Origin of the sequence: Devosia alba (assembly GCF_039938915.1) — a bacterium.
Taxonomy (GTDB): Bacteria; Pseudomonadota; Alphaproteobacteria; order Rhizobiales; family Devosiaceae; genus Devosia; species Devosia alba.
On the sequence record NZ_JBDUUI010000002.1, the window covers coordinates 447396 to 473207 of the forward strand.

At 61.1% G+C, this 25812-nt stretch carries 27 protein-coding genes; 10 read left to right on the forward strand and 17 right to left on the reverse strand.

Annotation, left to right across the window (positions count from 1 at the left end; all coding sequences use genetic code 11):
- Positions 1-3: 3 nt before the first annotated feature.
- The 4 genes from ABFY71_RS04735 to ABFY71_RS04750 form a co-directional block, all read right to left on the reverse strand.
- Positions 4-1515, reverse strand: coding sequence for a sugar ABC transporter ATP-binding protein (locus ABFY71_RS04735; protein WP_347944959.1), 1512 nt, complete (start codon positions 1513-1515; stop codon positions 4-6).
- Positions 1516-1634: 119 nt separating this feature from the next.
- Positions 1635-2582 (reverse strand): sugar-binding protein, encoded by a 948-nt coding sequence (locus ABFY71_RS04740; protein WP_305580116.1) that lies wholly within the window; start codon positions 2580-2582, stop codon positions 1635-1637.
- A 167-nt stretch (positions 2583-2749) separates the two neighbouring features.
- Positions 2750-3724: an NAD-dependent epimerase/dehydratase family protein gene (locus tag ABFY71_RS04745; RefSeq protein WP_347944899.1), complete on the reverse strand. Its 975-nt coding sequence runs from the start codon at positions 3722-3724 to the stop codon at positions 2750-2752.
- A 60-nt stretch (positions 3725-3784) separates the two neighbouring features.
- Positions 3785-4774: a sugar-binding protein gene (locus ABFY71_RS04750; RefSeq protein ID WP_431021504.1), complete on the reverse strand. Its 990-nt coding sequence runs from the start codon at positions 4772-4774 to the stop codon at positions 3785-3787.
- A gap of 304 nt (positions 4775-5078) precedes the next feature.
- On the opposite strand from ABFY71_RS04750, the gene ABFY71_RS04755 reads away from it, so the two are divergent.
- Together ABFY71_RS04755 and ABFY71_RS04760 are read left to right on the forward strand one after the other, a co-directional pair.
- Positions 5079-5819 carry an ATP-binding cassette domain-containing protein gene (locus ABFY71_RS04755; protein ID WP_305580110.1) on the forward strand — a complete coding sequence of 247 codons (741 nt, stop codon included), beginning with the start codon at positions 5079-5081 and terminating at the stop codon, positions 5817-5819.
- 22 nt (positions 5820-5841) lie between these two features.
- Positions 5842-6846 carry an ABC transporter permease gene (locus ABFY71_RS04760; protein WP_347944901.1) on the forward strand — a complete coding sequence of 335 codons (1005 nt, stop codon included), beginning with the start codon at positions 5842-5844 and terminating at the stop codon, positions 6844-6846.
- 135 nt (positions 6847-6981) lie between these two features.
- Here the strand turns inward: ABFY71_RS04760 and ABFY71_RS04765 are convergent, their stop codons facing one another.
- From ABFY71_RS04765 to ABFY71_RS04790, 6 genes are all read right to left on the reverse strand, one after another.
- Positions 6982-8046 carry a LacI family DNA-binding transcriptional regulator gene (locus ABFY71_RS04765; RefSeq protein WP_347944902.1) on the reverse strand — a complete coding sequence of 355 codons (1065 nt, stop codon included), beginning with the start codon at positions 8044-8046 and terminating at the stop codon, positions 6982-6984.
- A 412-nt stretch (positions 8047-8458) separates the two neighbouring features.
- Positions 8459-9418, reverse strand: coding sequence for an ABC transporter permease (locus ABFY71_RS04770; RefSeq protein ID WP_347944903.1), 960 nt, complete (start codon positions 9416-9418; stop codon positions 8459-8461).
- 12 nt (positions 9419-9430) lie between these two features.
- Positions 9431-10480, reverse strand: a complete 1050-nt coding sequence (locus tag ABFY71_RS04775) for an ABC transporter permease (RefSeq protein WP_347944904.1) — start codon at positions 10478-10480, stop codon at positions 9431-9433.
- On the reverse strand, positions 10477-12009 hold the full coding sequence (locus ABFY71_RS04780) for a sugar ABC transporter ATP-binding protein (protein ID WP_347944905.1): 1533 nt from the start codon (positions 12007-12009) through the stop codon (positions 10477-10479). Before ABFY71_RS04780 ends, ABFY71_RS04775 begins: the two co-directional genes overlap by 4 nt.
- A 183-nt stretch (positions 12010-12192) precedes the next feature.
- Positions 12193-13329, reverse strand: coding sequence for a sugar ABC transporter substrate-binding protein (locus ABFY71_RS04785; RefSeq protein WP_305580098.1), 1137 nt, complete (start codon positions 13327-13329; stop codon positions 12193-12195).
- Between the two features lie 108 nt (positions 13330-13437).
- A complete protein-coding gene (locus ABFY71_RS04790) occupies positions 13438-14163 on the reverse strand; it encodes a FadR/GntR family transcriptional regulator (RefSeq protein ID WP_347944906.1) in 726 nt (241 codons plus the stop codon).
- A gap of 367 nt (positions 14164-14530) precedes the next feature.
- Between ABFY71_RS04790 and ABFY71_RS04795 the strand changes: the two genes are divergently transcribed.
- Genes ABFY71_RS04795 through ABFY71_RS04810 form a run of 4 tightly spaced genes read left to right on the forward strand, consistent with a single transcriptional unit; the run spans position 14531 to position 18015 of the window.
- Complete coding sequence (locus tag ABFY71_RS04795) at positions 14531-15433, forward strand: metal ABC transporter substrate-binding protein (protein ID WP_347944907.1); 903 nt, start codon at positions 14531-14533, stop codon at positions 15431-15433.
- Positions 15430-16314: a manganese/iron ABC transporter ATP-binding protein gene (locus ABFY71_RS04800; RefSeq protein ID WP_347944908.1), complete on the forward strand. Its 885-nt coding sequence runs from the start codon at positions 15430-15432 to the stop codon at positions 16312-16314. The genes ABFY71_RS04795 and ABFY71_RS04800 overlap by 4 nt, the downstream gene beginning before the upstream one ends.
- On the forward strand, positions 16307-17173 hold the full coding sequence (locus tag ABFY71_RS04805) for a metal ABC transporter permease (RefSeq protein WP_347944909.1): 867 nt from the start codon (positions 16307-16309) through the stop codon (positions 17171-17173). The genes ABFY71_RS04800 and ABFY71_RS04805 overlap by 8 nt, the downstream gene beginning before the upstream one ends.
- Positions 17170-18015: a metal ABC transporter permease gene (locus tag ABFY71_RS04810; RefSeq protein ID WP_347944910.1), complete on the forward strand. Its 846-nt coding sequence runs from the start codon at positions 17170-17172 to the stop codon at positions 18013-18015. The genes ABFY71_RS04805 and ABFY71_RS04810 overlap by 4 nt, the downstream gene beginning before the upstream one ends.
- Positions 18016-18111: 96 nt before the next feature.
- Here the strand turns inward: ABFY71_RS04810 and ABFY71_RS04815 are convergent, their stop codons facing one another.
- Positions 18112-18408 (reverse strand): HU family DNA-binding protein, encoded by a 297-nt coding sequence (locus tag ABFY71_RS04815; RefSeq protein WP_347944911.1) that lies wholly within the window; start codon positions 18406-18408, stop codon positions 18112-18114.
- Between the two features lie 216 nt (positions 18409-18624).
- On the opposite strand from ABFY71_RS04815, the gene rirA reads away from it, so the two are divergent.
- Both rirA and ABFY71_RS04825 read left to right on the forward strand, forming a co-directional pair.
- Complete coding sequence (rirA, locus tag ABFY71_RS04820) at positions 18625-19086, forward strand: iron-responsive transcriptional regulator RirA (protein ID WP_305582958.1); 462 nt, start codon at positions 18625-18627, stop codon at positions 19084-19086.
- Positions 19087-19330: 244 nt separating this feature from the next.
- Positions 19331-21145, forward strand: a complete 1815-nt coding sequence (locus tag ABFY71_RS04825; RefSeq protein ID WP_347944912.1) for an ABC-F family ATP-binding cassette domain-containing protein — start codon at positions 19331-19333, stop codon at positions 21143-21145.
- A 3-nt stretch (positions 21146-21148) separates the two neighbouring features.
- Here the strand turns inward: ABFY71_RS04825 and ABFY71_RS04830 are convergent, their stop codons facing one another.
- A complete protein-coding gene (locus tag ABFY71_RS04830; RefSeq protein ID WP_305582954.1) occupies positions 21149-22192 on the reverse strand; it encodes a LacI family transcriptional regulator in 1044 nt (347 codons plus the stop codon).
- 134 nt (positions 22193-22326) lie between these two features.
- On the opposite strand from ABFY71_RS04830, the gene ABFY71_RS04835 reads away from it, so the two are divergent.
- Positions 22327-22602, forward strand: a complete 276-nt coding sequence (locus tag ABFY71_RS04835) for a hypothetical protein (protein WP_347944913.1) — start codon at positions 22327-22329, stop codon at positions 22600-22602.
- Positions 22603-22714: 112 nt separating this feature from the next.
- Entirely contained in the window at positions 22715-22936 is a 222-nt protein-coding gene (locus ABFY71_RS04840) for a hypothetical protein (protein WP_305582950.1), read from the forward strand.
- A gap of 78 nt (positions 22937-23014) precedes the next feature.
- Here the strand turns inward: ABFY71_RS04840 and ABFY71_RS04845 are convergent, their stop codons facing one another.
- The 5 genes from ABFY71_RS04845 to ABFY71_RS04865 all read right to left on the reverse strand — a co-directional run bounded on the left by ABFY71_RS04845 (position 23015) and on the right by ABFY71_RS04865 (position 25806).
- Positions 23015-23212 carry a hypothetical protein gene (locus ABFY71_RS04845; protein ID WP_305582948.1) on the reverse strand — a complete coding sequence of 66 codons (198 nt, stop codon included), beginning with the start codon at positions 23210-23212 and terminating at the stop codon, positions 23015-23017.
- Positions 23199-23348 carry a hypothetical protein gene (locus tag ABFY71_RS04850; protein WP_305582946.1) on the reverse strand — a complete coding sequence of 50 codons (150 nt, stop codon included), beginning with the start codon at positions 23346-23348 and terminating at the stop codon, positions 23199-23201. The genes ABFY71_RS04845 and ABFY71_RS04850 overlap by 14 nt, the downstream gene beginning before the upstream one ends.
- A gap of 65 nt (positions 23349-23413) precedes the next feature.
- On the reverse strand, positions 23414-23983 hold the full coding sequence (gene phnN, locus ABFY71_RS04855; protein ID WP_347944914.1) for a phosphonate metabolism protein/1,5-bisphosphokinase (PRPP-forming) PhnN: 570 nt from the start codon (positions 23981-23983) through the stop codon (positions 23414-23416).
- 3 nt (positions 23984-23986) lie between these two features.
- Entirely contained in the window at positions 23987-25117 is a 1131-nt protein-coding gene (locus ABFY71_RS04860; RefSeq protein WP_347944915.1) for an alpha-D-ribose 1-methylphosphonate 5-triphosphate diphosphatase, read from the reverse strand.
- Positions 25114-25806: a DUF1045 domain-containing protein gene (locus tag ABFY71_RS04865; RefSeq protein WP_347944916.1), complete on the reverse strand. Its 693-nt coding sequence runs from the start codon at positions 25804-25806 to the stop codon at positions 25114-25116. The genes ABFY71_RS04860 and ABFY71_RS04865 overlap by 4 nt, the downstream gene beginning before the upstream one ends.
- Positions 25807-25812: the final 6 nt, after the last annotated feature.

Sequence of the window (25812 nt, forward strand, 5' to 3'; positions counted from 1 at the left end):
CCCCTAATGTGCGCCGACGGCAAGCTTGAGAACATTGTGCTCGGAGAAATCCGAGCGTGGCAGCGAGCCGGTGACCTCACCCTCCCGGAGCACCAGGATACGGTCAGAGACACCGATGACCTCTTCCATGTCGCTCGAGATCATCATCACGCCGACACCGGCCTCGGCCAGAGCCCGCATGAGCTTATAGATTTCCCACTTGGCGCCGACATCGATGCCCCGCGTCGGCTCGTCAAAGATGATGAGCCGGGGTTTCATCGAGAGCCATTTGCCCAACACAACCTTTTGCTGGTTGCCCCCTGACAGTTCTGCGGCATTGCGCTGCACATCAGCGGCCTTGATGCCGAGCCGGGCGCGCTGCGCCTCGGCCCTTTCGGCAACCTTCGTTCCCGAGACCAGGCCGTTGCGGCTCACCGACTGGAAATCGGCCAGCGAGATGTTTTCGCAAATCGATGTCTCGAGAACGAGGCCCGCGCGCTTGCGATCCTCGGGCACAAGGTAAACGCCAGCCTGGATCGCCTCTCGCGGCGAGGAGGCACGGAACGGCTGTCCGGCCAGGAGCACCTCGCCCTCGAGCACTGGCGCAATTCCGAAGACGGCTTCGGCCAGTTCGGTTCGGCCAGCGCCGACCAACCCGGCCAAGCCCAGGATTTCGCCCGCATGCAGATCCAAGTCGGCACGAGCCCGCGGGTTAGCGCCGATCCGCACGCCCTTGAGCGAGAGGATGATGTCGCCAACTGCATGGGTCGGCGGGGTATAAAGCGATTTTAGATCTCGTCCGATCATCAGGCGAATCATCGCATCATGGTTGATCTCGTCGCGGCTGAGCTCACCCGCGACATGGCCATCGCGCAATCCAAAGACGCGGTCGGCGCAATCCTCGACCTCCCCCAGGCGATGGGAAATGTAGATGACCGCGATACCCTGCGCCTTGAGGTCGGCGATCACCTTCATCAGGGTCCGCGTTTCCGATAGCGTCAGCGACGAAGTTGGCTCGTCCATGATGACCACGCGCGCATCGATGGAGAGCGCCTTGGCAATTTCAAGCAATTGCCGCTCGGCCAGCGACAGCTCGGCCACAGAAGTTTCAGGCCGGAACGTGGCGCCCACCCGCGCCAGCAGGGGACGGGCCGCATCGCGCATAGCCTTGAGGTCAAGCAGGCGAAGAGCGCCACCCCGGATTTCGCGACCCAGGAACATGTTCGCCGCCACGTCGAGATTGTCGAAGACGTTGAGTTCCTGGTGCACAAAGGCGATCCCGGCCGCCTGCGACTGGGTGACCGTGAGATGGTCGTGGGCAACGTTGTCGATGATGACTTTGCCGGAGCTGGGCGCGATCACCCCGCCCAGTATCTTCATCAGCGTCGATTTTCCGGCTCCGTTCTCTCCGATTAGCGCCAACACCTCGCCAGCCCTGACCGACAGGGTAACGTTGGAGAGGGCCACCACGCCGGGATAGACCTTCGAGATGTTCTCAAGCACCAACAGTGGGTGCTTCGTGTCATGGGCATTCATGTTCAGGCAACCCGAAAAAGCGGCAACGGCACCGGGGGTGCCGCTCAACAGACTCATCGCATGGACAGGCACGCACCGGGTCAGAAACCGACCCGGTGCGGCTGCGCTGGCTGGGAGGATTACCCGCCGATACGCTCCTTGAGTTCGGCCTCAAAGGCATCGACATTGGATTGGTCGACAACTTTGGTCGGAACAATGATCAGCCCGTCTTCCGGCACGCCCGAAGTGTCACCCTCGAGATATTTTGCCATCAGGTGCATGCCCTGGTAACCCCACTGGTATGGGTCCTGAACAACAGTGCCGGCAAAGCTGCCTTCGCGCACGGCGCCCAGGGTGATCGGGTCTTCGTCAAACGCCACAACCGTGATCTCTCCCAGCTTGCCGGCGGCCTGCAGTGCCTCGTAGATTTTGGGCGGGTTGTAAGAATAGAATCCGACCATGCAGTTGATGTCGGGATTGGCCGCGAGCACGTCATCGACATTGGAGCGGGCGCGCGCAAAGTCCACGTCATCGCCACGGACATCGACCAGTTCAATGCCCGAACCCTCGACGGCCTGGCGGAAGCCGGCAATGCGCTCGATGGCATTATCGGCCCCAAGGAAGCCGACAAAGCCCATGCATTTTGCGCCATTGGGCAAGGAAGCCACAGCAATCTCACCGGCCTGAACGCCTGCTAGGGTGTTGGATGAACCCAGATAGGCGATGCGATCGCTGTCGGGCGCATCGCTGTCAGTGGTGAACAGGGGCACCTGCGCGGCAATGCGGTTGAAGGCATCGATGGAGTTCTTCGGATCTGCCGAAGAAATCATGATGGCATCGGTGCCGGCGGCGACCAGATCGTCCATCAGCGCATTCTGCAGCGCTGCCGTGCCTTGCGCAGGATAGCGAAACTGCAGATCATAGCCAGGCAGTTCCCCCTGCGCCTTAGCCACGCCTGCTTCGGCCAACTTCCAGAAATCAGAAGCCGCGTTTACGACAAAGGCCAGCTGTGGCTTGTCCTGAGCAAATGCGGGTGCCGCCACGACAGTGGCCACGGCCGCGATTGAAACGGCAAGTTTGACTTTCATATTGTCCTCCCATGTCACAGGCGCTTTGTTGTTGGCGCTCCGCGACGACGTTGAATTGCTCGGCGCCAAACCGTTTGCCGTCGAGCGGTTTATATCCGCCGATCCGGGCACGCTCCCGTTGATGGAATGGGCGCCGGAACATTGGATATTAAGTGGTGCGCATGCTGCTACCCAGGGTACCAGACCTTGCGCGGGTCATCGGGCGCGCGGACATAGTCCCATGCCCGTTCGATGAGTCGTTGCAGATCGACCTGCGGCTTCCAGCCCAGCAGTAGGCGAGCCTTGGCATTGTCGAGCCAGTTGCTGTGAAAGGGTGTGTCGATCTCGGCCACCGGCAGGGATCGGGTGGCGCTCAGATACTGCGCCACCTCGCCGTAATCGACCGGCGCATCCATCGCAATGTTGAAAAGCTGACCGGCCGCGGCCGGATGGTCCAATGCCGTCAGAATGGCGCCGACCAGATCGTCGACATGGATGAAGTTGCGCCGGAGTGGGGCGCCACGCGCGTCGCGCAGCAAGGGTACACTCGCCGCCTGTGCGTGCCGTGCTACAGCCCCTGCATCAATTAGCTCGCTCCAGGGTGGCCCGCCAAACTGGTCGCTGAAACTGAGCGCAAAGCGGAAATCATCTTTCTCCATGATCCAGGGTGCGCGCAGGCAGCAGCCATTGATGCCGTACTGGATTCCATATTGCTCAAGCATGACCTCTTCGAGCACCTTAGTCAGCGCGTAGCAGCCCGGATAGGCGCGGCGCGGCGCGGCATCGGTGATCGGCTCGTTATAGCGCTGGAACATGTGCCCGACAGTGCAATCGCCACCGAGCAGCACAAACTGCCGTGTGCCCGGCGTAGACCGGAAGGCTTCGAGCAGGTTGAACATGCCCCCGACACCAACCTCCATCGCCAGAAGCGGCGACTCCTTCACCGCGGCCATATGCAGGACATGTGTGACCCCCTCCATTGCTGCAAACATGGCATCGGCATCTGCAAGGGAGGCGCGGACAATTTCTACGCCAGGATGCTCCACCACGCGGTTGTTGCAGATCGCCCTTATGGACCAACCAGCAAACCTTTCGGCCGCCAGGAATGCAGGCAGAAAATTGCCGCCAACTTTGCCGGTTACGCCGGTGACCAGTAATTTCACGCCAATGCCCCTTGCATCGAGCGGCATGGCGCCCGAGGCGCCACGCCAGATATGTCCCGTTTACTGTGCGCAGAAACCGGGCTCTTCGCGGGTGCAGACATCGAGGCCGGTATAGATCGGGTCTTCAACAGCCTCGCCATTGATGAGCTGGATCATCACATCGGGGGAGCGCTGGCCCATCTCGAACGGCCGCTGACCAACTTGGACATGGCTGCGCCCATCGTTGAAGGCTTGCACCTGCGGTGGCAACGTGTCGCCAGCGATGATGATGAGTTCATCGCTCATCAGCCGGTCCATGACCTGATCGGTGACCTGTGCATAGGCCTGGGGCGCGAACTGGGCCCAGCCGCCAATCAGGATGAAGGCATCCAGATCCGGATTGGAGGTGAATACGTCCGCCATCTGCTGGTTGGCCAGATCGATCTGGTCATTGGTAAAGACCGGGCAGCCTTCAATTTCGCTCCAGCCAGCTTCCCCGCTCAGGCGATCGGTGCCTTCGGCGCCGGCAATGGTGTCACGGAAACCGGCGGCGCGAGCGTTGATATTGTCCGCCGCGACATTGCCCAACTGCAGGCAGACCGTGCCGCCATCGGGCTTGAGCCGCAGGGCCTGCTCAGCCATCATCACGCCCATCAGGTAATTGTCGGTGCCTAGGAATGTGGCGCGCAAGGACCGGTCGGCCTCGGAAAGGTCCGCATCCACCGTCATCACGGGGATCTGCGGCGCGATTTCCTTGAGCCGGTTGGCCATAGCCGGTGCGTTGGACGGCGATATGGCAATGGCTGCCACGCCGCGCGTTACCAGATCGTCGACCAACTGCACCTGGCCCGATTCATCGGCGCTGGAGGCCGGCCCGGTATAGAGACACTCGTATTCCGAGTCCGGATTGTTGGCGGCCCAGTCCTGGCAACCAAGATTGATCTGCTCGAAGAAAGGGTTGTCGAGGCCCTTCACCACGATTGCCAGGGTCTTCTTGTCCTGGGCATTGGCCGGACCAGCCGCAAGGGCCAGCACGGCCGCTGCGATGGCGAGATGATTTACGTATGTCAAATTCAGTTCCTCCCGTTGATGACCGGCTTCCCGGTCCATGCTCCGACTGATGGTCGGATTTCCCCCATTGTTGATCACGAGACGAGACCGGCCTAAGCCCCTCGCCTGTTTCTCCGCCCTGATCGAGCGGTATTAAGCAGATCACTGGTGATTTAGTCATATTATGTGATAATATCAGCATCTAATTAGCGGGGCCGTCAAGCGTGAATTGGCGGTCTTGTTGAAGGGGAGGGCGCTGGCAGGAGGAAACAGGCCAGCGAGCCCACTGATTGGACTGGGGTGAGTAAGTCAGAAAGGGAGGCGCATGAGCGCACTGCGACTGAATGGCGTGAGCAAGCACTTTGGGGCGATCCACGCTTTGACCGATGTTTCGCTGGTGATCGAACCAGGCGAGGTAGTGGGACTGATGGGGGATAACGGGGCCGGTAAATCCACCCTGGTCAAAGTCATTGCCGGCAATTTCGCCCCGACCAGCGGCGAAGTTTACGTCGGCGACCAGAAGGCGGCATTTCATAAGCCGCGCGATGCGCAGCGCTCCGGGATCGAGGTCGTCTATCAGGACTTGGCGCTTTGCAACAACCTGTCGGCCGCTTCCAATGTCTTTCTCGGCCGCGAACTGACGCATCGCATCGGGCCGCTGCGGCTATTGGACTATGCAGGGATGCGCAGCAGGTCGGCGGAGCTTTTCGCGCGCCTCAAGTCTGAAACCCGTCCACGCGATCTGGTGCGGCGCATGTCGGGCGGCCAACGCCAGGCGGTGGCGATTGCACGCACGCTGCTCTCGGACGCCCGCATTGTACTGATGGACGAGCCCACGGCCGCCATTTCGGTGCGCCAGGTGGCCGAGGTGCTCAATCTGATCCGCAACCTGCGTGACCACGGCATTGCCGTGGTGCTGATCAGCCACCGCATGCCCGACGTCTTCGATGTGGCGGACAGGATCGCCGTGCTGCGCAGAGGCCGTCTGGTCGCCGACAAGCGCGCCGCCGCCTCCTCGCCCGAAGAAGTCACCGGGCTTATCACCGGCGCAATCGAGGCCGCCTGATTATCATCAAGGACCAATCCAGATGTCGACAAACTCTACCCTGATAGAAGTCATCGGCGCCTCGCAAAACCGCACGGCGCTTTCCCGGCTGACCGGTCACCAGACCTTCTGGGTCTTTCTCGCCGCCCTGCTTGCCTGTGTGGCGCTGACGCTGATGACCGACACATTTGCCACCGAAAGAAACCTCTTCAACGTGTCGCGCAACTTTGCCTTCGTCGGCATAATTGCCATCGGAATGACCGCGGTCATTGCATCGGGCGGCATAGATCTCTCGGTTGGATCCACCGTGGTGATTTCCGCCATGACAGTAGCCGTCATCATGGCCGCCGGGCTGCCGATCTGGATCGGCGTTCCTGCAGCATTGCTGGTGGCCGTGCTGGTAGGCCTCGCGAATGGCCTATTGATCGCGTATGCCGGAATGCCGGCCTTCGTCGTCACCCTCGGCATGCTTTCAGTGGCACGAAGCCTGGCCATGGTGCTGTCCAACAACAAGATGATGTACGAGTTTGGACCTGACCATGACATGCTGCTGGCCTTGGGTGGCGGTTCCACGCTGGGTTTGCCGAACCCCCTCATCGTTCTCGCGGTGCTGGCGCTGGTTACTGGCTTCGCGTTCAAATGGACGCGCTGGGGGCAGCATCTGTTCGCCATGGGCGGCAATGAAGAAGCGGCCAAGCTGACCGGCATCGCGGTGAAGCAACTCAAGGTTTCGGTTTACGTTTTCTGCGCCTTCACCGCGGGCGTGACCGGCGTGCTGGAAGTGGGTTGGCTGGGCGGCATCACCACCAATCTCGGTCAGGCGATGGAATTGTCCGTCATCGCGGCAGCGGTGATCGGTGGGGCCAATCTGGCGGGCGGCGTGGGGACCGCCTTTGGCGCCGTGGTCGGCGCGCTGTTGATCGAGGTGATCAGAAACAGCCTGATTCTCCTCGGGATCAGCACCTTCTGGCAGGGAGCATTTGTCGGCTCGTTCATAGTCATAGCGGTCGCTTTCGATCGCTTCCGCAGCGCCCGCTCGTCCGACTGACAAGGCGGACCGCCACGGGCTGGCGGCCCGGTGCTGGATCATTTCATCATTTCGTTGAAACGGTGAAATGATCCAATTTTTTGCCTGTCGCGTTTTCCGACCAAAAGCTGTCTCCAAGTTCTTGCTGGAAATGCTCTACTCGGCCGGCTCTGCCACACCGGCAAGCTGCTTGGCGCCCAGGGTCGACCCACGCTGGATCAGCTCGCACTCGACCTTGATGCGATTGGGTCCGGTGGTCAGGCCCCCAGCGCTGTCGAGCAGCAATTCCGCCGCGGTCTGCCCCATTTCATATTGGGGCAGCACCATGGTGGTGAGCGGCGGATGCAGGAAGCGGGCGATTTCGCGATCGTCGAAACCGACCACCGCAACATCCTCGGGAATTTTCCGGCCCAGCTGTTTCAGCGCTTCGAAACACCCCATCGCCATCAGATCGTTTGCACAGAAAATCGCATCCGGTGGATTGTCCTGCGCCATGAGTTCCATCGTCATGGCATAGCCCGATGACGGCTCCCAATTGCCCGGCTTCACCAATGCAGCGTCGAAAGCGAGATCGTGGCTCGTCAGCGCCTGCTTGTAGCCTCGCAGCCGGTCCCGTGGATTGTCCAGGCCTTGTTGCCCATTGATCATCCCGATGCGCCGCCGGCCCAACCCGATCAGATGTTCGGTCGCCACCCGGCCGGCCAGCAGGTCTGCCGGCAGTACGGCCGGGAGCGCACCTTGTTCATCGTAGCAATTTACCAGAACCGTCCGATGCGCTCCAAAGGCCGCCGGAAGGCCGACCTGTCGAGTAAGAATAGTGCCATAGACAATGCCCAGGATCGATTGGTCCCTCAGGCTCGAAAGGATGCTGGTCTCGAGATCGGCGTCGGCATGGCTGACCGCCATCAGGGCGTTGACCCCAAAATCGAGGGCCTTGTCGCGCACGCCTTCAAAGGCCAATGACATCCAGGGATCCGTCGATGCCTCGTCGGCAATGAACAGGATGGTCGCCTGGCCAGTCGTTCTCGGACCGCGACGCACGAATTTGTAGTTGAGCTGTTCGGCCGTTTCCATGACGCGTCGGCGGGTCGCATCGGTCAATCGCGCCAGTTTACTGCCGCTGAGCACCAGCGAGACCGTCGCCTGAGATACGCCGGCTGCCGCTGCCACATCCATCATTGTCGGCCGCGTGCCCGCGGCCTGTCGCTTTGATTTTACCATTAAATTGCCTGAAGTTGCGGCTCGACGTCGATCAAGAGGTTCTAGGTGAATGTCTAGTGTGGTCGAGTCAAGGTCTGCGCAATTTCTGCGCGACCGCAACTCCAGAAAGTGCTGACCTTTGCAAAAGTCCCGGGATCCGACCCGACTTCATCAACCACCGGAAGGAAGGGTTTGGCTATCCATCGTTCGCCCGAGTTTACCCTTGTGCCGGCCAAACGGCCATCCCGTACACCGCCGTCCGGCCGTGCGTCATTTTAGCGGCTGGTGAGGGATGTCATAGGGTCAATGGCAGAGGCGTCATTCGCGAGGGCGAGTACTCCAGTTTCATGGCTCTAAAGGCTAGGGTGAAAAGTAGCACCCTGATTTTTGGTTTCGGTTCAATATCGCAGAGTGTTGGTTCCAGTTTTGGAACTCATGAAACCACCTTATTGCCCCGGCCATAGACCAGCAGCATCCCGACGATGACGCAGCCATAGATCACCTGCCGCCCGGCCTCGGGCATCTGCATAATTGAGAGGACCGAATTGAGCAGCACGATGAGAGTGACGCCGACGACCGTGCCGGCATAGCGCCCCTGGCCGCCGAGAATGCGCGTGCCCCCGATGACGACTGCCGCGATGGCCGGCAGCAGATAGGCATTGCCCATACCCTGGTAGGCCTTGGTCGAATAACCGGCGAGGAGGATGCCGGCCATGGCGGCACAGACGCTCGAGATGACAAAGGCGCCCACGATCACCCAGCGGGTGCGGATGCCCGAGAGATAGGCGGCGCCTTCGCGATTGCCCGTCGCATAGACGGCGCGGCCAAAGGCGGTGCGCCCGAGGATGAGCACGATGACAAGGGACACCGCGACCCAGACGAAAATGGCGACGGGAATGCCGAGGATCTTGTCAGCGGCGAGGAAGCGCATGATGGGCGTTGCCTGATCCTGCGGGGCAAAGCCGCCCGTGTGCCAGACCATCAAGCCGCGCAGCACGGAATCCACCCCGAGGGTGAAGATCATCGAGGGGATGCGCAGATAGGCCACGCCCAGCCCGTTGACGAGCCCGACCGTTATACCGACCGCGATGCCGGTGGGCAGCGCCATGTCCCCGCCCACCGTCGTCGCCATCATAGCCGCGGCGGCAACGGTCCAGGGAATGGACAAGTCGATATGGCCGAGCAGGATGACCATCATCATTCCGGCCGCGACAATGCCGAGAAAAGAGCCGGTCTGCAACTGCTGCAGCAGGTAATTGGGCGACAGCAGCGGCGCACTGCCCTGCGTGGCCATCGTATAGACGGTGCCGACGAGCAGGATGACCAGCACGAAGCCCGAGGCGATGAGGACCGGCTTGTCTTCCGGTTTGAGACTGGCGAACGAAAGTGACATGGCCAAATTTCCCTAGCGGAAGAGATCGAGGCGGTTCTTGACCCGGAGCACGCCAATGGCGCCCAGGCTGACCGCTGCGAGCAGAACCAGACCCTCGACCAGCGGCTGCAGCAGCGGGTCGATGGACAGGATGCGGAAGTAGAAGGAGATGACGCGCAGGATCAGCGCGCCGATCAGCGAACCAATGGCCCCGCCAATGCCACCCAAAAGCGAAGTGCCCCCTAGCACAACGGCGGCGATGGAATTGAGCGTATAGGCACCGGCCTGGGTGATGTCGGCATTGCCCGAGGCGGTCTGGATGGCCAGATAAAGCCCGCCGCACGAGGCGAAAAAGCCCGAGAGGGTGAAGGCGGCAATCTTGGCGCGGTTGATCGGCAGGCCCGACATATAGGCCGGGCCCTCAGCCGAGCCGATGGCATAGATGGTCCGTCCGGTGACCGTGCGCCGGAACGGGATCCAGACCACAACGGCCACGACAATGATGATGAGGAATGGCGTTGGTATCCAGGCAATTGGCTGGAACCAGGGCGCGTCCGGATCGAACAATTGATAGGTATCGACGAAATCCCAGAGCGAATTGGTCAGCGCCCAGTTGAGATCGCCATCAATATCGCCGCCCGGCTTGGGCCGGATGAAGAGCGCGAGGCCCATGGCGATGGCGCCGGTGGCCAGCGTGGCGATAATCGGCTGCAGCCGCCCATAGACGATGATCAACCCATTGGCGAAGCCGAAGGCGGTGCCCGAGGCCAGCGTGACGATCATGCCGAAGACGATCTGCAGGGGCGAACCATTGACCAGCACCGAGGCAATGCACGAGGCCAGCGTCATCACCGCGCCGACGGAAAGGTCGAGCCCACCCATCAGCACCGGAATGGTCTGGGCCATGGCAACGAAAACGATCGCCACCGATTCATTGGCATTCTGCACAAACACCGCGCTCGAAAAGCCGCGCGGGTGGAGGATATTGTAGAGCAGGTAAAGCGCGCTCAACAGGAACAGGGCGCCATAAAAGCCCCGGTTCTGCCGCATGGAAATGGCGAGGCTGGACAGGAGACTATTCATGCGCTGGCTCCGGCCAGAGGCTCTGTGGCATCGATATTGAGCGACGCGGCGATGATCGCCTCCTCATTGATCTCCGTGCCCGAAAGCTCGGTGACGATGGCCCCGTCATACATGACGGCCACCCGGTCGCAGCAGCCGATCAGCTCGGCATAATCGGTCGAGTAAAAGAGGATCGCCCGTCCTTCGTCGGCCAGTTCGCGCATTAGCCGGTAGATTTCCTGCTTGGTCCCCACGTCAATGCCGCGCGTCGGGTCATTGAGCAGGATCAGTTCCGGATCGGTCATCAGCCATTTGGCGATAACCACCTTCTGCTGGTTGCCACCCGAAAGCGTCGCCACCGCATCTTCGGGTCGCCCGATCTTGATCTGCAATTTCGCAATGCCATCCGCAACTGCCTGTCGCTCCAGCGCCGGGTCAATAAACGGCCCGCGCGACACTTTGGAATAGGACGCTGCCAGCAGATTGTCTGCGATGGACATAGGCAGCATCAGGCCTTCGGTCTTGCGATCCTCGGGCACCAGCGCAATGCGGCTGCGCCCCGATTTGGCCACGGCCGGCGAGCCGGGCACTCCGGATGTGCTGCCGACCGCGACACGCCCCTCAACGCCCTTCAACACGCCGAACAGGGCCAGCATCAATTCCTTCTGCCCCTGCCCATCAAGCCCGCCCAGCCCGACGATCTCGCCCTTGCCCACATTGAGGCTGGCGCCCTTGAGCCGGTTTTCCCAGCGCAACTGCTCCACGACGAGATGAGGCGCTCGTTTCCCTGTCACCGGCTTGGGCGGGAAATGCGCATCCACTTCGCGCCCGATCATCAGCCGCACAATGTCGCGGTCACTGCGCGCGCCCTTGGCAAAGGTCTCCACATGCTGACCATTGCGAAACACCGACAGTGTGTCGCACAGCCGTTCGACTTCGTGCATCCGGTGGGAAATAAAGAGGCTGGCGACATTGTCCGCCTTGAGATCAGCCAGGAGCCCATAGACGGTTTCTACATCGCGGCTGGTCAGCGCCGATGTGGCCTCATCGAGAATAAGCAGGCGCGGATTCTTGCCCAACGCCTTGGCAATCTCCACCATCTGCCGCCGCGACAGCGACAGGTCGCGCACCATGGCATTGGGGTCAACGTCCTCGCATTTGATCCGCGCTAGAAGCTCTTCAGCGCGCTGGCGCTGGGCGCGCGCATCGATCAGTCCGAAGCGGCGCGGCGGCGTGGCGAGGGAAATATTTTCCGCGACCGTCAGGTCGGGCACCAGCGAAAGTTCCTGGAAAATACAGACAATCCCGGCGGCGCTGGCCTCGGCCGGATTGGCAAATTCCATCGGCGCGCCATCGAGATTGAGAATCCCCGTATCGGGCCGCAGCACGCCCGAAATGATCTTGATCAGGGTCGATTTGCCCGCGCCATTTTCCCCCAGGACAGCATGGATCGAGCCGCTATGGCAGGAGAAATCGACGTTTTCGAGCGCCCTTGCGCCAGAAAAGAATTTGGAAATGCCGCTGAGCTGCACGAGAGGGCGGTCGGACATGGCTTGTTAGCCCTTCAACTAGAGCGCTTCCAGAATAAGTGGACGCCACCTATTCGGTTCGGAAGCGAGGCAAATAAGACCTGGAGCGGCGGTTTTGAGAATCAAAACCGATTGGCTCCTGGGTGGTCACGTAAGACATGTGGCGGCGCCGGTAAGGGGCCGGCGCCGCCTTTCCGAGGACGTTTAGCTCACGTCAGCTTCGCTCTGGGACATGATCGCCGGGCCCGAAATATTCACGCCGCAGGGCGGGAATTCGTTCACGGTGAAGAAGTTGTCCGGCAGATCGGACCAGTAGTTGACGCCGTCTTCGAGCTGGTCATAGGTGGCGACCGGCAGCGGAACCGAGATCAGCTGCGGCATGACATTGCCTTCAAGCGCCGAAATAGCGGCCTTGATGGAAATGGCAACAAGGCCTGGCGACTGGCCGATGGAGATGCCCTTGAGGCCATCGCCCGAGAGATTGGCCAGCTGCTTGCGATAGCCGTTCTCGGATTCGCCGGCGATGGGGACCATCTTGTGGCCGGCGTCGATCAGCGCCTGGACGACGCCCGTGGTGCCGCCCTGTGCAGCCACGGCGGCAAATTCGCCATGCACGGCAATCGCGTCGGCGGTCACCTTCTGGCCGGTGCCGTCATCCCAATTGCCGACCACTTCAACGATTTCCCAATCGCCGCCGGTGGCTTCGAACGCAGCATGGATGGCGGCCGAACGGTCACGGTCCACCGAATTGCCGGCCAGGCCGCGCACTTCGAGGATCTTGCCGCCGGTCACGCCCTGCGCAGCCAGCTCGTCGATCAGGAACTGCGCCCACTGGCGGCCCATCTCTGTCTGGTCTTCGTTGACCTGCATCACCGCATCGGTGTCGAGCACATTGTCGAACGGCACCAGCACCACGTTCTCGCGGTCAGCGAGGCGGATCACGCGGTCGAACCCGTCGGGCGAAACAGCGATGGTGATGATGGCGTCAAAGCCCTGGTTGATGAAGTCTTCGATGGCGCCCAGCTGTGCCGGAGCGTCCGTGCCGGTCGAGACCACTTTGAACTCGGCGATCTTGTCCTTGACCGACGGGTCCTCGGCATAGGCCTTGGCGGTCTTGATCATCTGGATGCGCCAGGTATTGCCCACAAAGCCGTTCACAACGGCGATGCGATAGGGGCCTTCGGCGGCCGGCCACTGCATGAACTTGGTGTCGGCATCCCACGCCGCAAAGCAGGCAGGGTCAACGCCGGGACCGGAAACGATCTCCGGGCCGGCCATGGTCAGGCTGGTCGATGCAAGCAGGCTGGCGCCCGCCAGTGTTGCGAGACTTAGAAACTTCATGTCGTCCTCCCGTTATAAAGCGTATCTCACGCTATGATCAGGCGGCGCGGTTCTCCTAAATCGCGCGGCCCTCCCATTCCTCCTCGCGCCCCTCCAGACGCCTGACAATCAGGCGCTCTCCTCACCCAAATCGTCGAAATTATTGAACCCGAGCTGCAGGTGAAACTGCAGCGCGTATTGGTAACTGATGCGGTTTCGCGCCTCGATCGCCTCGATAATGGCCAGATGCTGGCTATAGGTGCCCTCGGCGAAATCCTGCCGCGACTTGCCCTTTTCTATGATGCGGATGATCACCGGCTTCATCATGCGATAGACGTCGTGCACGGCCCGGTTGTTGAGCACCGAAATCAGCCGCAGGTGAAACTGGAAGTCGATTTCCGATGCTTCGGGAATAGTATGGACGTGGCGCAGGCGACCATTGATTTCGCGAAGCGCGGCGGTGTCTTCTGGTCCAACATTATCGAAGATATGGTCCACCGAGACTACTTCGATCAGGCTGCGAAACCCCTGGATGTCGGTAAAACTCTTGCGCGAAATTTCCAGCGTATTGAACGAGAACAGGTCAAAAACCCGCTCCATGCGATCATCGATAATGGTCGCGCCGACTTTGGGCCGCACCGTAACCATGCCATAGGCCTTGAGGATGCGCATGGCTTCGCGCACCGTATTCCGGCTGGCCTGAAACCGTTCACAAAGCTCACGTTCCGTCGGCAGGCTATCGCCGACGCGGAGGCCGCCATCGGAAATCAGATTGCGAATATTAGCAACGATCACATCAACGGCAGAGGGTGCCGTACGTATCACCGCGATGCTGTCGGCACCGTCGACTTTCACCAAATCTGCCCCCAGACCCCGTGTCACTGCCGCTCTGTCTATTTGTTGGACAAAACACTTAGCCCGACGAATTACCGACGTCAAACAATTAATATAAATAATATAGTATGTGGAATTAGCAAATCGTGTGCTGACTGACGCGTTTTCTATACGACGTGACGTTGCCCCTGCGCCTAATCCAGTCTGACGTAGGCTCTGGCCCCATCAGAAGGACCAGAGATGCGCTCTTTGAACTCGGACATTGGGTGATTGAGCGCATCCTTTGTGTAACGCGCCAATTGAGTCGGCCTCCCAAAGCGCGAGACGCTTCTTGCGAATGAGTTGCAATTGCATTACACACAAAGGCTGGATTGCCCCGGAGTGTTTGATGCGTCGTCTTCTGTTGTCGATTTTGTTGCTGCCCGCGGTCATTCTGGCAGCTTTGCCTGCCCTGGCCCAGGATGGGGACGCCCGTCGCCTCAAGGTCATCACCAGCTTCACCATCATTGCCGATATGGCGCAGAACGTAGCCGGCGACGCGGCGGATGTGGTCTCGATCACCAAGCCCGGCGCCGAGATCCACAACTACCAGCCCACCCCAGGCGATCTGATCGGCGCCCAGGATGCGGACCTGGTCCTGTGGAACGGGCTCAATCTTGAACAGTGGTTCGAGCGGTTCCTGGCCAATCTGGGCGATGTGCCCTCGGTCGTCATCACCACTGGCATTGAGCCCATGGGCATTGGCGATGGCCCCTACGCTGGCAAGCCTAACCCCCATGCATGGATGTCGCCCACCGACGCGCTCATCTATGTCGAGAACATTCGGGCCGCGCTGGTAAGCGCCGACCCGGCCAACGCGAAGACCTACAATGCCAATGCTGCGGCCTATGCCGCCGAGATCACCGCCACCGTCGCCCCGATCCGCGCAGCCATCGCCGCCATTCCCGAGCAACGCCGCTGGCTCGCCACTTCAGAAGGGGCCTTTTCCTATCTGACGCGTGATTTCGGGCTCAAGGAACTCTATTTGTGGCCAATCAACGCCGACCAGCAGGGCACGCCGCAACAGGTGCGCCACGTGATTGACCAGGTTCGGGCCAATGCCGTGCCGGCAATCTTCTCGGAATCCACCATCTCGCCCAAGCCGGCCCAGCAGGTCGCCCGCGAAACCGGCATTGCCTATGGTGGTATGCTTTACGTGGATTCGCTGTCTGAACCGGGCGGCCCGGTGCCGACCTATCTCGATCTGCTCTCGGTCACGACCAGCACCATTGTCGAGGGCCTCACACCATGAGCGCTACCACTGCTCTCGGTCTGGCTGTCCGTGACATCACGGTCGCCTATCGCAATGGCACCACCGCCATCAGGCAGGCCAGCTTCACCATTCCGCGTGGCTCGATCACCGCTCTGGTGGGGGTCAACGGCTCGGGCAAGTCCACCCTGTTCAAGGCCATTATGGGCTTTGTGCCGCTGGCTGGCGGTACGGTTGATATCCTGGGACTGCCCGGCAGGCAGGCGCTCAAGCAAAACCTCGTCGCCTATGTGCCACAGTCCGAAGACGTCGACTGGAATTTCCCGGTATTGGTGGAAGACGTGGTGATGATGGGCCGCTATGGCCATATGGGGATGCTGCGCCGGCCCAAACCTGATGACCACGCCATGGTTACCCAGGCGCTGCAGCGCGTGAACCTGCTCGAATTCCGCCATCGCCAGATCGGCGAACTGTCCGGCGGCCAAAAGAAGCGCGTCTTCCTCGCCCGGGCGCTGGCCCAGCAGAGCGAAGTCATCCTGCTTGACGAGCCGTTCACCGGCGTTGACGTGCAGACCGAGGATGCCATTGTTGCCCTGCTGCGCGACTTGCGCGACGAGGGCAAGGTGATGCTGGTCTCCACCCACAATCTTGGCTCGGTCCCTGAATTCTGCGACCGCACCGTGTTGGTCAAAGGCACCGTGCTGGCCTCCGGTCCGACCAGTGAAATCTTCACCCGCGAATGGCTTGAAGTCACCTTTGGTGGCGCGCTGCGCCACTTCGTGCTGGCCGGCGCCGGCCTGCATGATGACGACGATCCGCGCCACCTTACCGTCATCACCGACGACGAGCGGCCGCTCGTCATGTATGGCGAAAAGGGCAAGATGACCACGCGCCAGTCTGACCCGGTCGACAGCAATGATTGAGACGCTGCTACTGCCGTTCCACTACCACTACATGATCAACGCCATGTGGGTTTCGGCGCTGGTTGGCGGCGTCTGCGCCTTCCTATCGGCCTATCTGATGCTCAAGGGCTGGTCGCTGATCGGCGATGCGCTGAGCCATTCCATCGTCCCAGGGGTAGCCGGCGCCTACATGCTGGGCCTGCCCTTCTCCATCGGCGCCTTCTTCTCGGGTGGTCTTGCCGCGGCGGCCATGCTGTTTCTCACCCAGCGCACCAAGCTCAAGGAAGATGCCGTCATCGGATTGATCTTCACCGCGTTTTTCGGGCTGGGTCTGTTCATGATCTCGCTGTCGCCCACCTCGGTGAACATCCAGACCATCGTTATGGGCAATATCCTGGCTGTTACCCCCGAGGACACCATCCAATTGGTGATCATTGCGGTGGTGACGCTGGTGGTCATGTTCTTCATCTGGAAAGACCTGATGGTCACCTTCTTTGACGAGAGCCATGCCCGCACCATCGGTCTCAATCCGCCGCTGCTGCGGGTGGTGTTCTTCACCCTGCTTGCTGCCTGCACCGTCGCGGCGATGCAGACCGTCGGCGCCTTTCTGGTCATCGCCATGGTGGTGACGCCCGGCGCCACCGCCTATCTGCTGACCGACCGCTTCCCGCGCCTGATCCTGATTGCCATCGCGGTGGGCACGCTCTCCGCGCTATTTGGCGCCTATATTTCCTTCTTTCTCGATGGTGCGACCGGCGGCGTCATCGTCGTGCTGCAGACGGCGGTCTTCCTTACTGCCTTCGTCTTTGCCCCCAAACACGGCATGCTGGCTGCCCGGCGCCGCCGCGACGCCAATGTCGCCGGCGAGGTCGCGCCATGAACGAGTTCCTGATCTCCGCGCTCTGGCCGTTCCAGTTTCCCTTCATGACCAACGCCATGCTCATCGCCGTCATGGTCGCGGTGCCTACCGCCCTGCTGAGCTGTTTCCTCGTGCTAAAAGGCTGGTCGCTGATGGGCGACGCCATCTCCCATGCCGTGCTGCCCGGCGTGGTACTGGCCTATATTGTCGGCCTGCCGCTGGGGGTGGGCGCCTTTGCCGCCGGCATGGGCTGCGCGCTGGCGGTGGGTTTCCTCAAGGAAAACAGCCGCATCAAGGAAGACACCGTCATGGGCGTGGTGTTTTCGGGCCTGTTTGGTCTGGGCATTGTGCTCTACACCTCGATCGAGACCGATGTGCATCTCGACCACATCCTGTTCGGTGACATTCTGGGCATCAGCACGGGCGATCTGATCCAGACCGGCATGATTGCCCTGGTCGTCACCCTGATCGTGCTGGCCAAATGGCGCGATCTGCTGCTGTTCATCTTTGATCCGCAACAGGCCGGCGCCATCGGCCTGCCGGTACGCGTGCTGCATTATGGACTATTGGTGTTGCTGTCGCTGACCATTGTTGCGGCGCTCACCGCCGTCGGAATCGTGCTGGTGATTGCCCTGCTGGTCGCCCCCGGCGCCATCGCTTTTCTCATTTCCAAACGGTTCGCGCCGATGATGCTGATTGCGGTCACCATCTCGGTATTGAGCTCCCTGGCTGGCATCTATCTCAGCTTCTTCATCGACTCGGCGCCGGCGCCGACCATCGTGCTGCTGATGAGCGCCACCTTCATCGTGACCTTTATCGTCACCACGACGCGGCGGCCCGCGCGACTTGCTCTGCCTGTTTGAGGGGCAAATGATGCGCAATGTTGTGCATTGCTAGACCCCTCAGGACGCGTTGGTGCGCCAGAAATAGGGGACGAGAACGCAGCGACCGCGATGGCTTTACGGTGTTTTCTTGTCGAGCGCCGCGCGCAGCTGGGCGCTCGGGGTGAAGATCACCGTGCGGCGGGGCGAAATGCGGTGCGCCGTCCCGGTGCGGGGATTGCGCCCCAGCCGTTCGGCGCGCTCGCGCACCTGCAATGAACCAAACGCCGTCAGCTTGACGTTTTCGCCCTCCATCAGGGCTTTCCGCATCAAGGCAAACATCGCCTCGCCCACCGCCGCAACATCGGCTTTGCTCGATCCTGTCCGCCGGGCCGCGGCCTCGGAAAGCCTCGCGCGGGTTATTGTTTCTGTCACAATGGCTGTTCCTCCGACGGTTAAGTTCATAAGAAGAATTTAAAGCGCTGTCCAGAGTTTGCCGCTGTTCACAAATATGAATGACGTCATCAAGTTAAGTTGACATATTTTAGAATGATTATAAGCTGGGCACAGGCATCAATCACGCCTGTCCGAGTTCGAAGCTAGGACTATTGCGCTCTTAATCGCGCAAGGTGTCTCCAGAAAGGTCCAAACGTGCGCCTGACCCGCCAATCCAATTACGCGATCCGTGCCCTGGTCTATTGTGCCGTCAATGAGCCCGGCCTGAGCCGTGTGGCCGACATTGCGCGTGCTTACAATATTTCCGAACTGTTCTTGTTCAAACTGATCAAACCCCTGGTCGAAAATGGCCTTCTGGCCACGGTGCGTGGCCGCAATGGCGGGATCAAGCTGGGTAAGCCGGCCGATGAGATCACCTTGCTGGACACCATTCGCCTGACGGAAGAAAATTTCGCCCTGGCGGAGTGTTTTGAGGACGGTGCCGATTGCCCGTTGATTGGCGAATGCGATCTTAACGGGGCCTTGCGCGAAGCGCTGGGTGCCTTCTTTGAAGTTCTGGCAAGCTACACCATCGCCGATCTCGCCAGCAAGAAGCGCTCGATTCGTGATCGCCTCGGGCTGACGGCCCTCGATCTGGTGACCGAGACGGCGCATTAGCGCGTTACCTATAAGATGAGTTTGACAGTCAAGTTATAATGTGGTTGTCTCCGGTCATCGCGCAGCATGGGTTGATCCAGCAGGATCTGCCGATCCTAGCGGCGCTGCCATGACGGGGCTTGCTGCTACCGTCTCCCCGGGCTGGTCAGGGTCCTCAACACCCTGACCAGCCTATTTTGCTGGCGCCCCAAGCGCGGCCACCGTCAGCCTTCCCTTTATCCTCGGCCTATGCTCTATCCGCCCCATGGCTCCAGCACCCCTTCTCTCGCTTCAGAATATTCAACTCACCTTCGGCGGCACAAGGCTGCTTGAGGGGGCCGATCTTATTGTCTCGCCCGGCCAGCGCATCGCGCTGGTGGGCCGCAATGGTTCGGGCAAGTCAACGCTCCTCAAGATCGCCTCGGGCGAGGTCGCCTTCGACAGCGGGCTGCGGTTTGTTGAGCCCGGCGCCACCCTGCGCTACCTGCCGCAGGAGCCCGACCTGTCCGCCTATGCCACGACGCTCGACTATGTCGAAGCCGGCCTGGGGCCAGGGGATGACGAGTATCGCGCGCAATACCTGCTGAGCTCGCTCGGGCTGACCGGCGCCGAAGATCCCAAGACGCTGTCGGGTGGTGAAGCGCGCCGCGCCGCTCTGGCGCGTGTGCTGGCACCCAAGCCCGACATCCTGCTGCTCGACGAGCCGACCAACCACCTCGACCTGCCGGTCATTGAATGGCTCCAGTCCGAACTCGATTCCATGCGCTCGGCCATGGTGCTGATCAGCCATGACCGGCGGTTTCTCAGCGATCTGACGCGCTCCACCGTCTGGCTTGATCGCGGCGTCACGCGGCGCCTGGACAAGGGCTTTGGCCATTTTGAGGCCTGGCGGGATCAGGTGCTCGAAGAAGAAGAGCGCGATCGGCACAAGCTCGACCGCCAGATTGTGCGCGAAGAACATTGGGTGCGCTATGGCGTGACGGCGCGCCGCAAGCGCAATGTCGGCCGGATGGAGCGTCTGGCGGGGTTGCGGCAGGATCGGCGTGAACAGCGCAAGGTCACCGGCTCGGTCAATATGCAGGTTTCCGAAGGCCGTACCTCCGGCGCCCTGGTTGTCGAAGCGGAAAATATTTCCAAGACCTATGGTGAGCGCACCATAGTCGCCGATTTTTCCACCCGCGTGCTGCGCGGCGACCGGATCGGCATTGTCGGCCCCAATGGGGCTGGCAAGACCACACTGATCAAGATGCTGACCGGCATGCTCAAGCCCGATACGGGTACCATCAAGCTGGGCTCGGCGCTCGAACTGGCCATGCTCGATCAGGGCCGTGCCAAGCTCGACCCTGATACCAGGTTGCGTGACGCGCTGACCGGTGGAGGCTCCGACACGCTGCAGATCAATGGTCAGCCCAAACATGTCGTGGGCTATATGAAGGACTTCCTGTTCAACCCCGAACAGGCCAATACGCCGATCGGCAAGTTGTCGGGTGGCGAGCGCGCCCGTGTCGCGCTGGCCCGGGCCCTGTCGCTGCCGTCCAATTTCCTGGTGCTTGATGAGCCGACCAACGACCTTGACCTGGAAACGCTTGATCTGCTTGAGGAAATGGTCGCCGAATATGCCGGTACCGTTATCGTTGTCAGCCACGATCGCGACTTTCTCGACCGTGTCGCGACCTCGGTGATCATTGCCGAAGGCAATGGTGATTGGACCGAGTATGCCGGTGGCTATTCCGACATGGTGATCCAGCGTGGCGAAGGCGTTCAGGCGCGCAGCGCGGCCAAGCCGCACCGCCCGGGCAAGACCGCCATGGCGCCCATTGCCGTGACCGCGCCAGCGGCCAAGCGCAAAATGTCGTTCAAGGAAAAGCACGCGCTCGAAACACTGCCCAAGCAGATCGAGGAGCTTGAGGTCCGTATTGCCGCGATCAATGCGGCACTGGTTGCGCCCGATCTCTACACCAGGGATCCCGATGCTTTTGCCCGTCATTCCCAGGATCTGATCGCTGCCGAGGCCAAGCGCGCCAAGGCAGAAGAGCGCTGGATGGAGCTTGAACTGCTGCGCGAGGAACTGGAAGGCTAGGCTTCAGTCTTTCCAGTCGAACACCGGCTCGACCAGCGCCTGCAATGCATCAGTCGCGCCGCCAATGCGCCGCAACAGCAATGAGCCCAGCAGGCGGCCGGCGCCGATAAAATCCTCGAATACCGTTTCGGCACCGGGCTGGAACTGGGCAAACAATTGCGATGACTGCTTGGTCACCACATGCACGTCCCGGCCCACCTTGAGCCCGGCCTCGGTGATGCCACTGATGACGGCCAGTGCCGAGACTTCCGAGGCACATACCCAGCCATCGGGCCCGTCCGGTCGCCTGGACCGTTTGATAACATAGCTGCGGATGGCATCTGCTGCGCTGCCCAGATTGACGTCAGCGGCGAACTCATGGTCGATTCCGCCATCGAGTGCCGCCCGCGCCATCCCCGCTTTGAGATGCTCGGTATAGGTCAGTGCGCTGTCCGGCAGCACAATCGAAACCTTGCGACACCCCTTGGCGATCAAGCGCTGTACGGCGCCATAGGCATAGGCCTCATTGTTGAAATCGACCCAGGGATGGGCGTCGGGCCATTTGCTGCGACCGTGGCTGACGAAGGGAAACTCATTGTCGATGAGAAACCGCGTCCGCTCATCGAAGGCTTCGGATTTGGAAAAGATCACCCCATCGGCCATGCGGTTGCGGACAATGTGCTTGATTGGCTCGATGGGCGCCACATTGCGGAACAAGGGGGTAATGACCAGGTGATAGGCAGTGCCGCGCAGGGCTTCGGTGAGCCCGCCCACAATCGAACTGCCAAAGCCATAGATCTGCTCGTCGGGCTCCAGCACCAGAGCAATGACATTGGTGCGTCCGGTTTTCAGGCGCAGCGCGGCGCGGTCGGGCAAATATCCCACCTCGGCGGCCACTTTCTGCACGCGGTCGCGCGTATCCTGTGACAGTTCCGGCGCATTGTTGAGGGCGCGCGAGATTGTGGTGACCGCAAACCCGGTCATTTGCGCGATGGTCTTCAGCGTTGGCTTGCCGGACGGCTTGACACCGCGCTTGCCCGCTCCCGCGGGCAGGTCGTCTTCGGACACTTTTGATACCCCTCGGTCCCAGCCATGCAGGCAGGACGCAATCAGGGTGTGACAACACCAGATTGTCCGCTTGATTACAAGCACTTGCGCAAGGCGACAGGCTGTGACCGAAGTTTGGCAAAACCGGATCGATTGTGTCCAATTATCGTTCTGCAACGAAAGTCGAGCAGGATTTTCCTGATTTTTGGCGCTCATTGGTGCTTGGTGCGCTAGTATTCCCAAGAAAACGGGCCTATGTTCTCCGTGTTGCATCGGTAATCGCCGATGTTGTGCCGTCGCCAACCCGCAGGAAAGGAATGAAGATGACACCATCAACTACCTTCACCATCCATGCCGGTTCGGCTCTCGTACGCACCAAACTGCAAAGCGTAAAACGCTGGCTGGGACGCTGTCACTCGAAACGAATGTGATCCGTCACTCGTTCGACTCACAAGTCTGATAAACCCCCAGTGTCGCCGGTCGGATGGTGCAGAGCATGCCCATCCCGCCACGTTGCACCGACGCGCAAGCAGAGATTTGATCATGCAGGAAAGCAATTTAGATAAGGCCAAGGCCCACAAGCCGGTGGTTATTGAAGTCGGCGGTGAGCCACTTGGAGTGGTCGTGCCGCATGCCGATGGCTATCGGTTTCTCGCGGTCAAGCTGCCGGCCTTTGCCATTGATGGGCAGCAATTCGACACGGTCGAAAAGGCGCATTTCGCCGTTTCCCAGGCTGTGCGCAAGAACGGCGCCGACGCCGCCTGATCAGCTATGTGCGAATCGCGATCTGCGGCGCTCTGCTAATGGAGCGGCGTCGCAGACCCGAATGGTAGCGGCGGGATTTCAATCATCATTGGTGGCGTTGAGCTCGTCGGGGCGCTTGCCCTCTGCCGCCGGCGGGGGTGGATCAAGTGCCTCATCGACCGCGCCCGCCAGGGCGTCGACATCAATCCGTGCAGTATCCGTGTGGGCCTGCCGGTTCAATTCGGCCTCAATGGCCGTCGCTATGGCGCTCCGGCGCGGGCCATCATCCATTGCCATCGATGGAAATCCCCTGCTCATCTACCCGCACCTCAATGCCCGGCTGGGCTTGCTGCTGCTGATAGCTGTAAATGGCAAAGCCGACCACCGCGATGAGCAAGATTGCGATCACGGCATATAGTCCATTGCGGCTCATAGAAAACTCCTGACGCTTGTTCAACTCACAACAACGCGGGACAGACCAATTGGTTCACCGCAGTGTTAATCCTGTGCAGCGATGGTGCGCAGCGCCATGACAAAGGCGGTGACACCTATCGCCACCCCTCCCGAATTGTCGATGATGATGGGGTTGATGCCACTGGGCACGGCTGGGCTTTCACGGGCCAGGCGCGCCGTGATTTGGTCGCCATTTTCGCGACCGCGCTGGATCAGCCGCTCGGCACGCCGTGAGATCTCGGCCGTGATCAGCACAACCGAACAGGCGGGATATCTGGTGCGCGCCTGGGCCACCACATGGCGCGCGACATTGGCAACCACGACCTTGCCCAGCGCCAGATCGGTGTCCACACTGATCGGTAGCCCATAGCGCCGGTCATGGGCGTCCCAGCACAGGCAAAATCGGCCGACGGCCTCGGCACTGTCAAACGCGCCGGGCTCGATGGCGTCATGTTCTTCGACCTCGATGCCTGCCGGCATGCGCACCACGCGCCGCACAAAGACGAAGCGCTGGTCACTGGCCAGAGCGTGTCGGGCGCCCTTGATCAGGGTGTCCTTGCCGACCCCGGAGGGGCCGACGACCAGAACCAGCGAACCGAGTGGTCGCCGCGCCATGACCTAGCTTACCCTTACGCCTTGTCGCCAAACGCCCCGCACCACTGGCAAGCCGCCGATCACCCGCACCCGCACCAGATCGGCACGCTTGCCGATGGCTATTTCGCCCCGGTCGACCAGCCCTGCGGCTTTGGCCGGATTGGCGGTGACCATGGCCAGGGCCTGCGGCAGTGTCATGCCCTCCACCCGCTGCGGCAACCTGAAGGCCGCCTGCAGCATGGCAAAGGGCACATAGTCCGAACTCAGAATATCCAACAGGCCTGCCCGCACCAGATCGGTTGCCGAGACATTGCCAGAATGGGATCTGCCACGCACCACGTTTGGCGCCCCCATCAAGATGGCCTGGCCGCCATCATGGGCCGCTGCCGCGGCCTCCAGCGTGGTGGGGAATTCGGCGATCGCCACGCCGTCCTCAACACCCTGTTCGACATGGGCCAGAGTCGCATCGTCGTGGCTGGCCAGTGCCAGACCCAGTTCCTGCGCGCGCCGGACGATATGGCTGCGATGAGCCGCCGAATAGCGGGCGTGATCGGCCAGCCGCGCCTCGATATAGCGCTCAAGTTCTTCCTCGGTCCTGCCGATCTGGTAGAATTGTTTATAGGCATCCAGCGACTGGAATTGGCGCTGACCTGGCGTGTGGTCCATCATCGAGGCGAGCCGGGTTTCCGGATGGGCCGCATAGGCCTCGAAATGCTCCAGCACGTCGTGACTGGGCAGTTCGCACCGCAAATGCACAAAATGCTCGGCCCGCAGCCAACCATCCCGTCGGCCACTGGCAATGGCGCCGGTCAGGGCCTCGATATGCGGCGCCATGTTCGGTACGTCGCTATCCGAGCCGATGCGGACGGCATCAAATACCGTGGTGATGCCCGAGCCGGCAATCTGCACGTCATGGGCGTGCAGCGATGCCAGCGGGTCCCAGAATACGCCGGGGCGGGGGCGGTAGTGATTCTCCAGATGATCGGTATGCAGTTCGATCAGCCCGGCGATCAGATAATCACCCTCCAGATCCACCCCGGTTGTGGCGGCGCCCTCCGACACGGCCGCTATGACGCCGTCGGCATAGCTCAGACTGCCTTCGACCACGCTGTCAGCCAGCACGATTCGGCCATTGCGAAACGCGCCCCCCCTCATGCGCTGTGACCCAGCTTGAAGTCGGCCAGACGGACAAACGGCTTGCCGGTATCGGGCTCGTGGTAGAGTGCCAGCCGGTCCAGCAGCAGCGGCTCCTCCAGCACCGGATTGAACCAGGTCTTGGCCGCCTGCATGATTTCGACCCGATCGGCGTCAGCCAGCCGGTCCGTCAGTGTCATGTGGAAACGAAACTCGTCGAACACATAGGGATAGCCATAGGCATCGAGCAGTTCAGTCTGGCGAGCGCTCAAGTGGCGGCCGGCGCGCGCAGCCCGGTCCTTGGCGGTCATGGGCGCGCGGAAGATGTCGAACCGCTCCACCACATGCGCTGCGAAATCCTGCAGCGCTTCATTGTCATCGACCAGCAGCGCCAGGAAGCCGTCCAGTGACGCCAGTCGCGGCTTACCCAGATCAAGCGGTGCATGCTCGCTGGCAAAGGCCGTGATTGCCGCACGCAAATCGGCTTCACCGGCGCCATCAACCAATGCCATCGGCGCCTTCAGGGTGGCGTGAAAGCCATAGCGGTTGGCCGATTGGGTCAGGTTCAGCAGTCGATCCCGATCAATGCCGGCAAGGGGGCCGTTGAGCAATTTGCCGTCGCTGGAATCGCGGCCAAGCCATGCTGCCGCCCGCTCCCATAAATGGCTGGTGGCGGAGGGGGCATAGTATATGGCGAATCGTTCTGGCATCGGAAC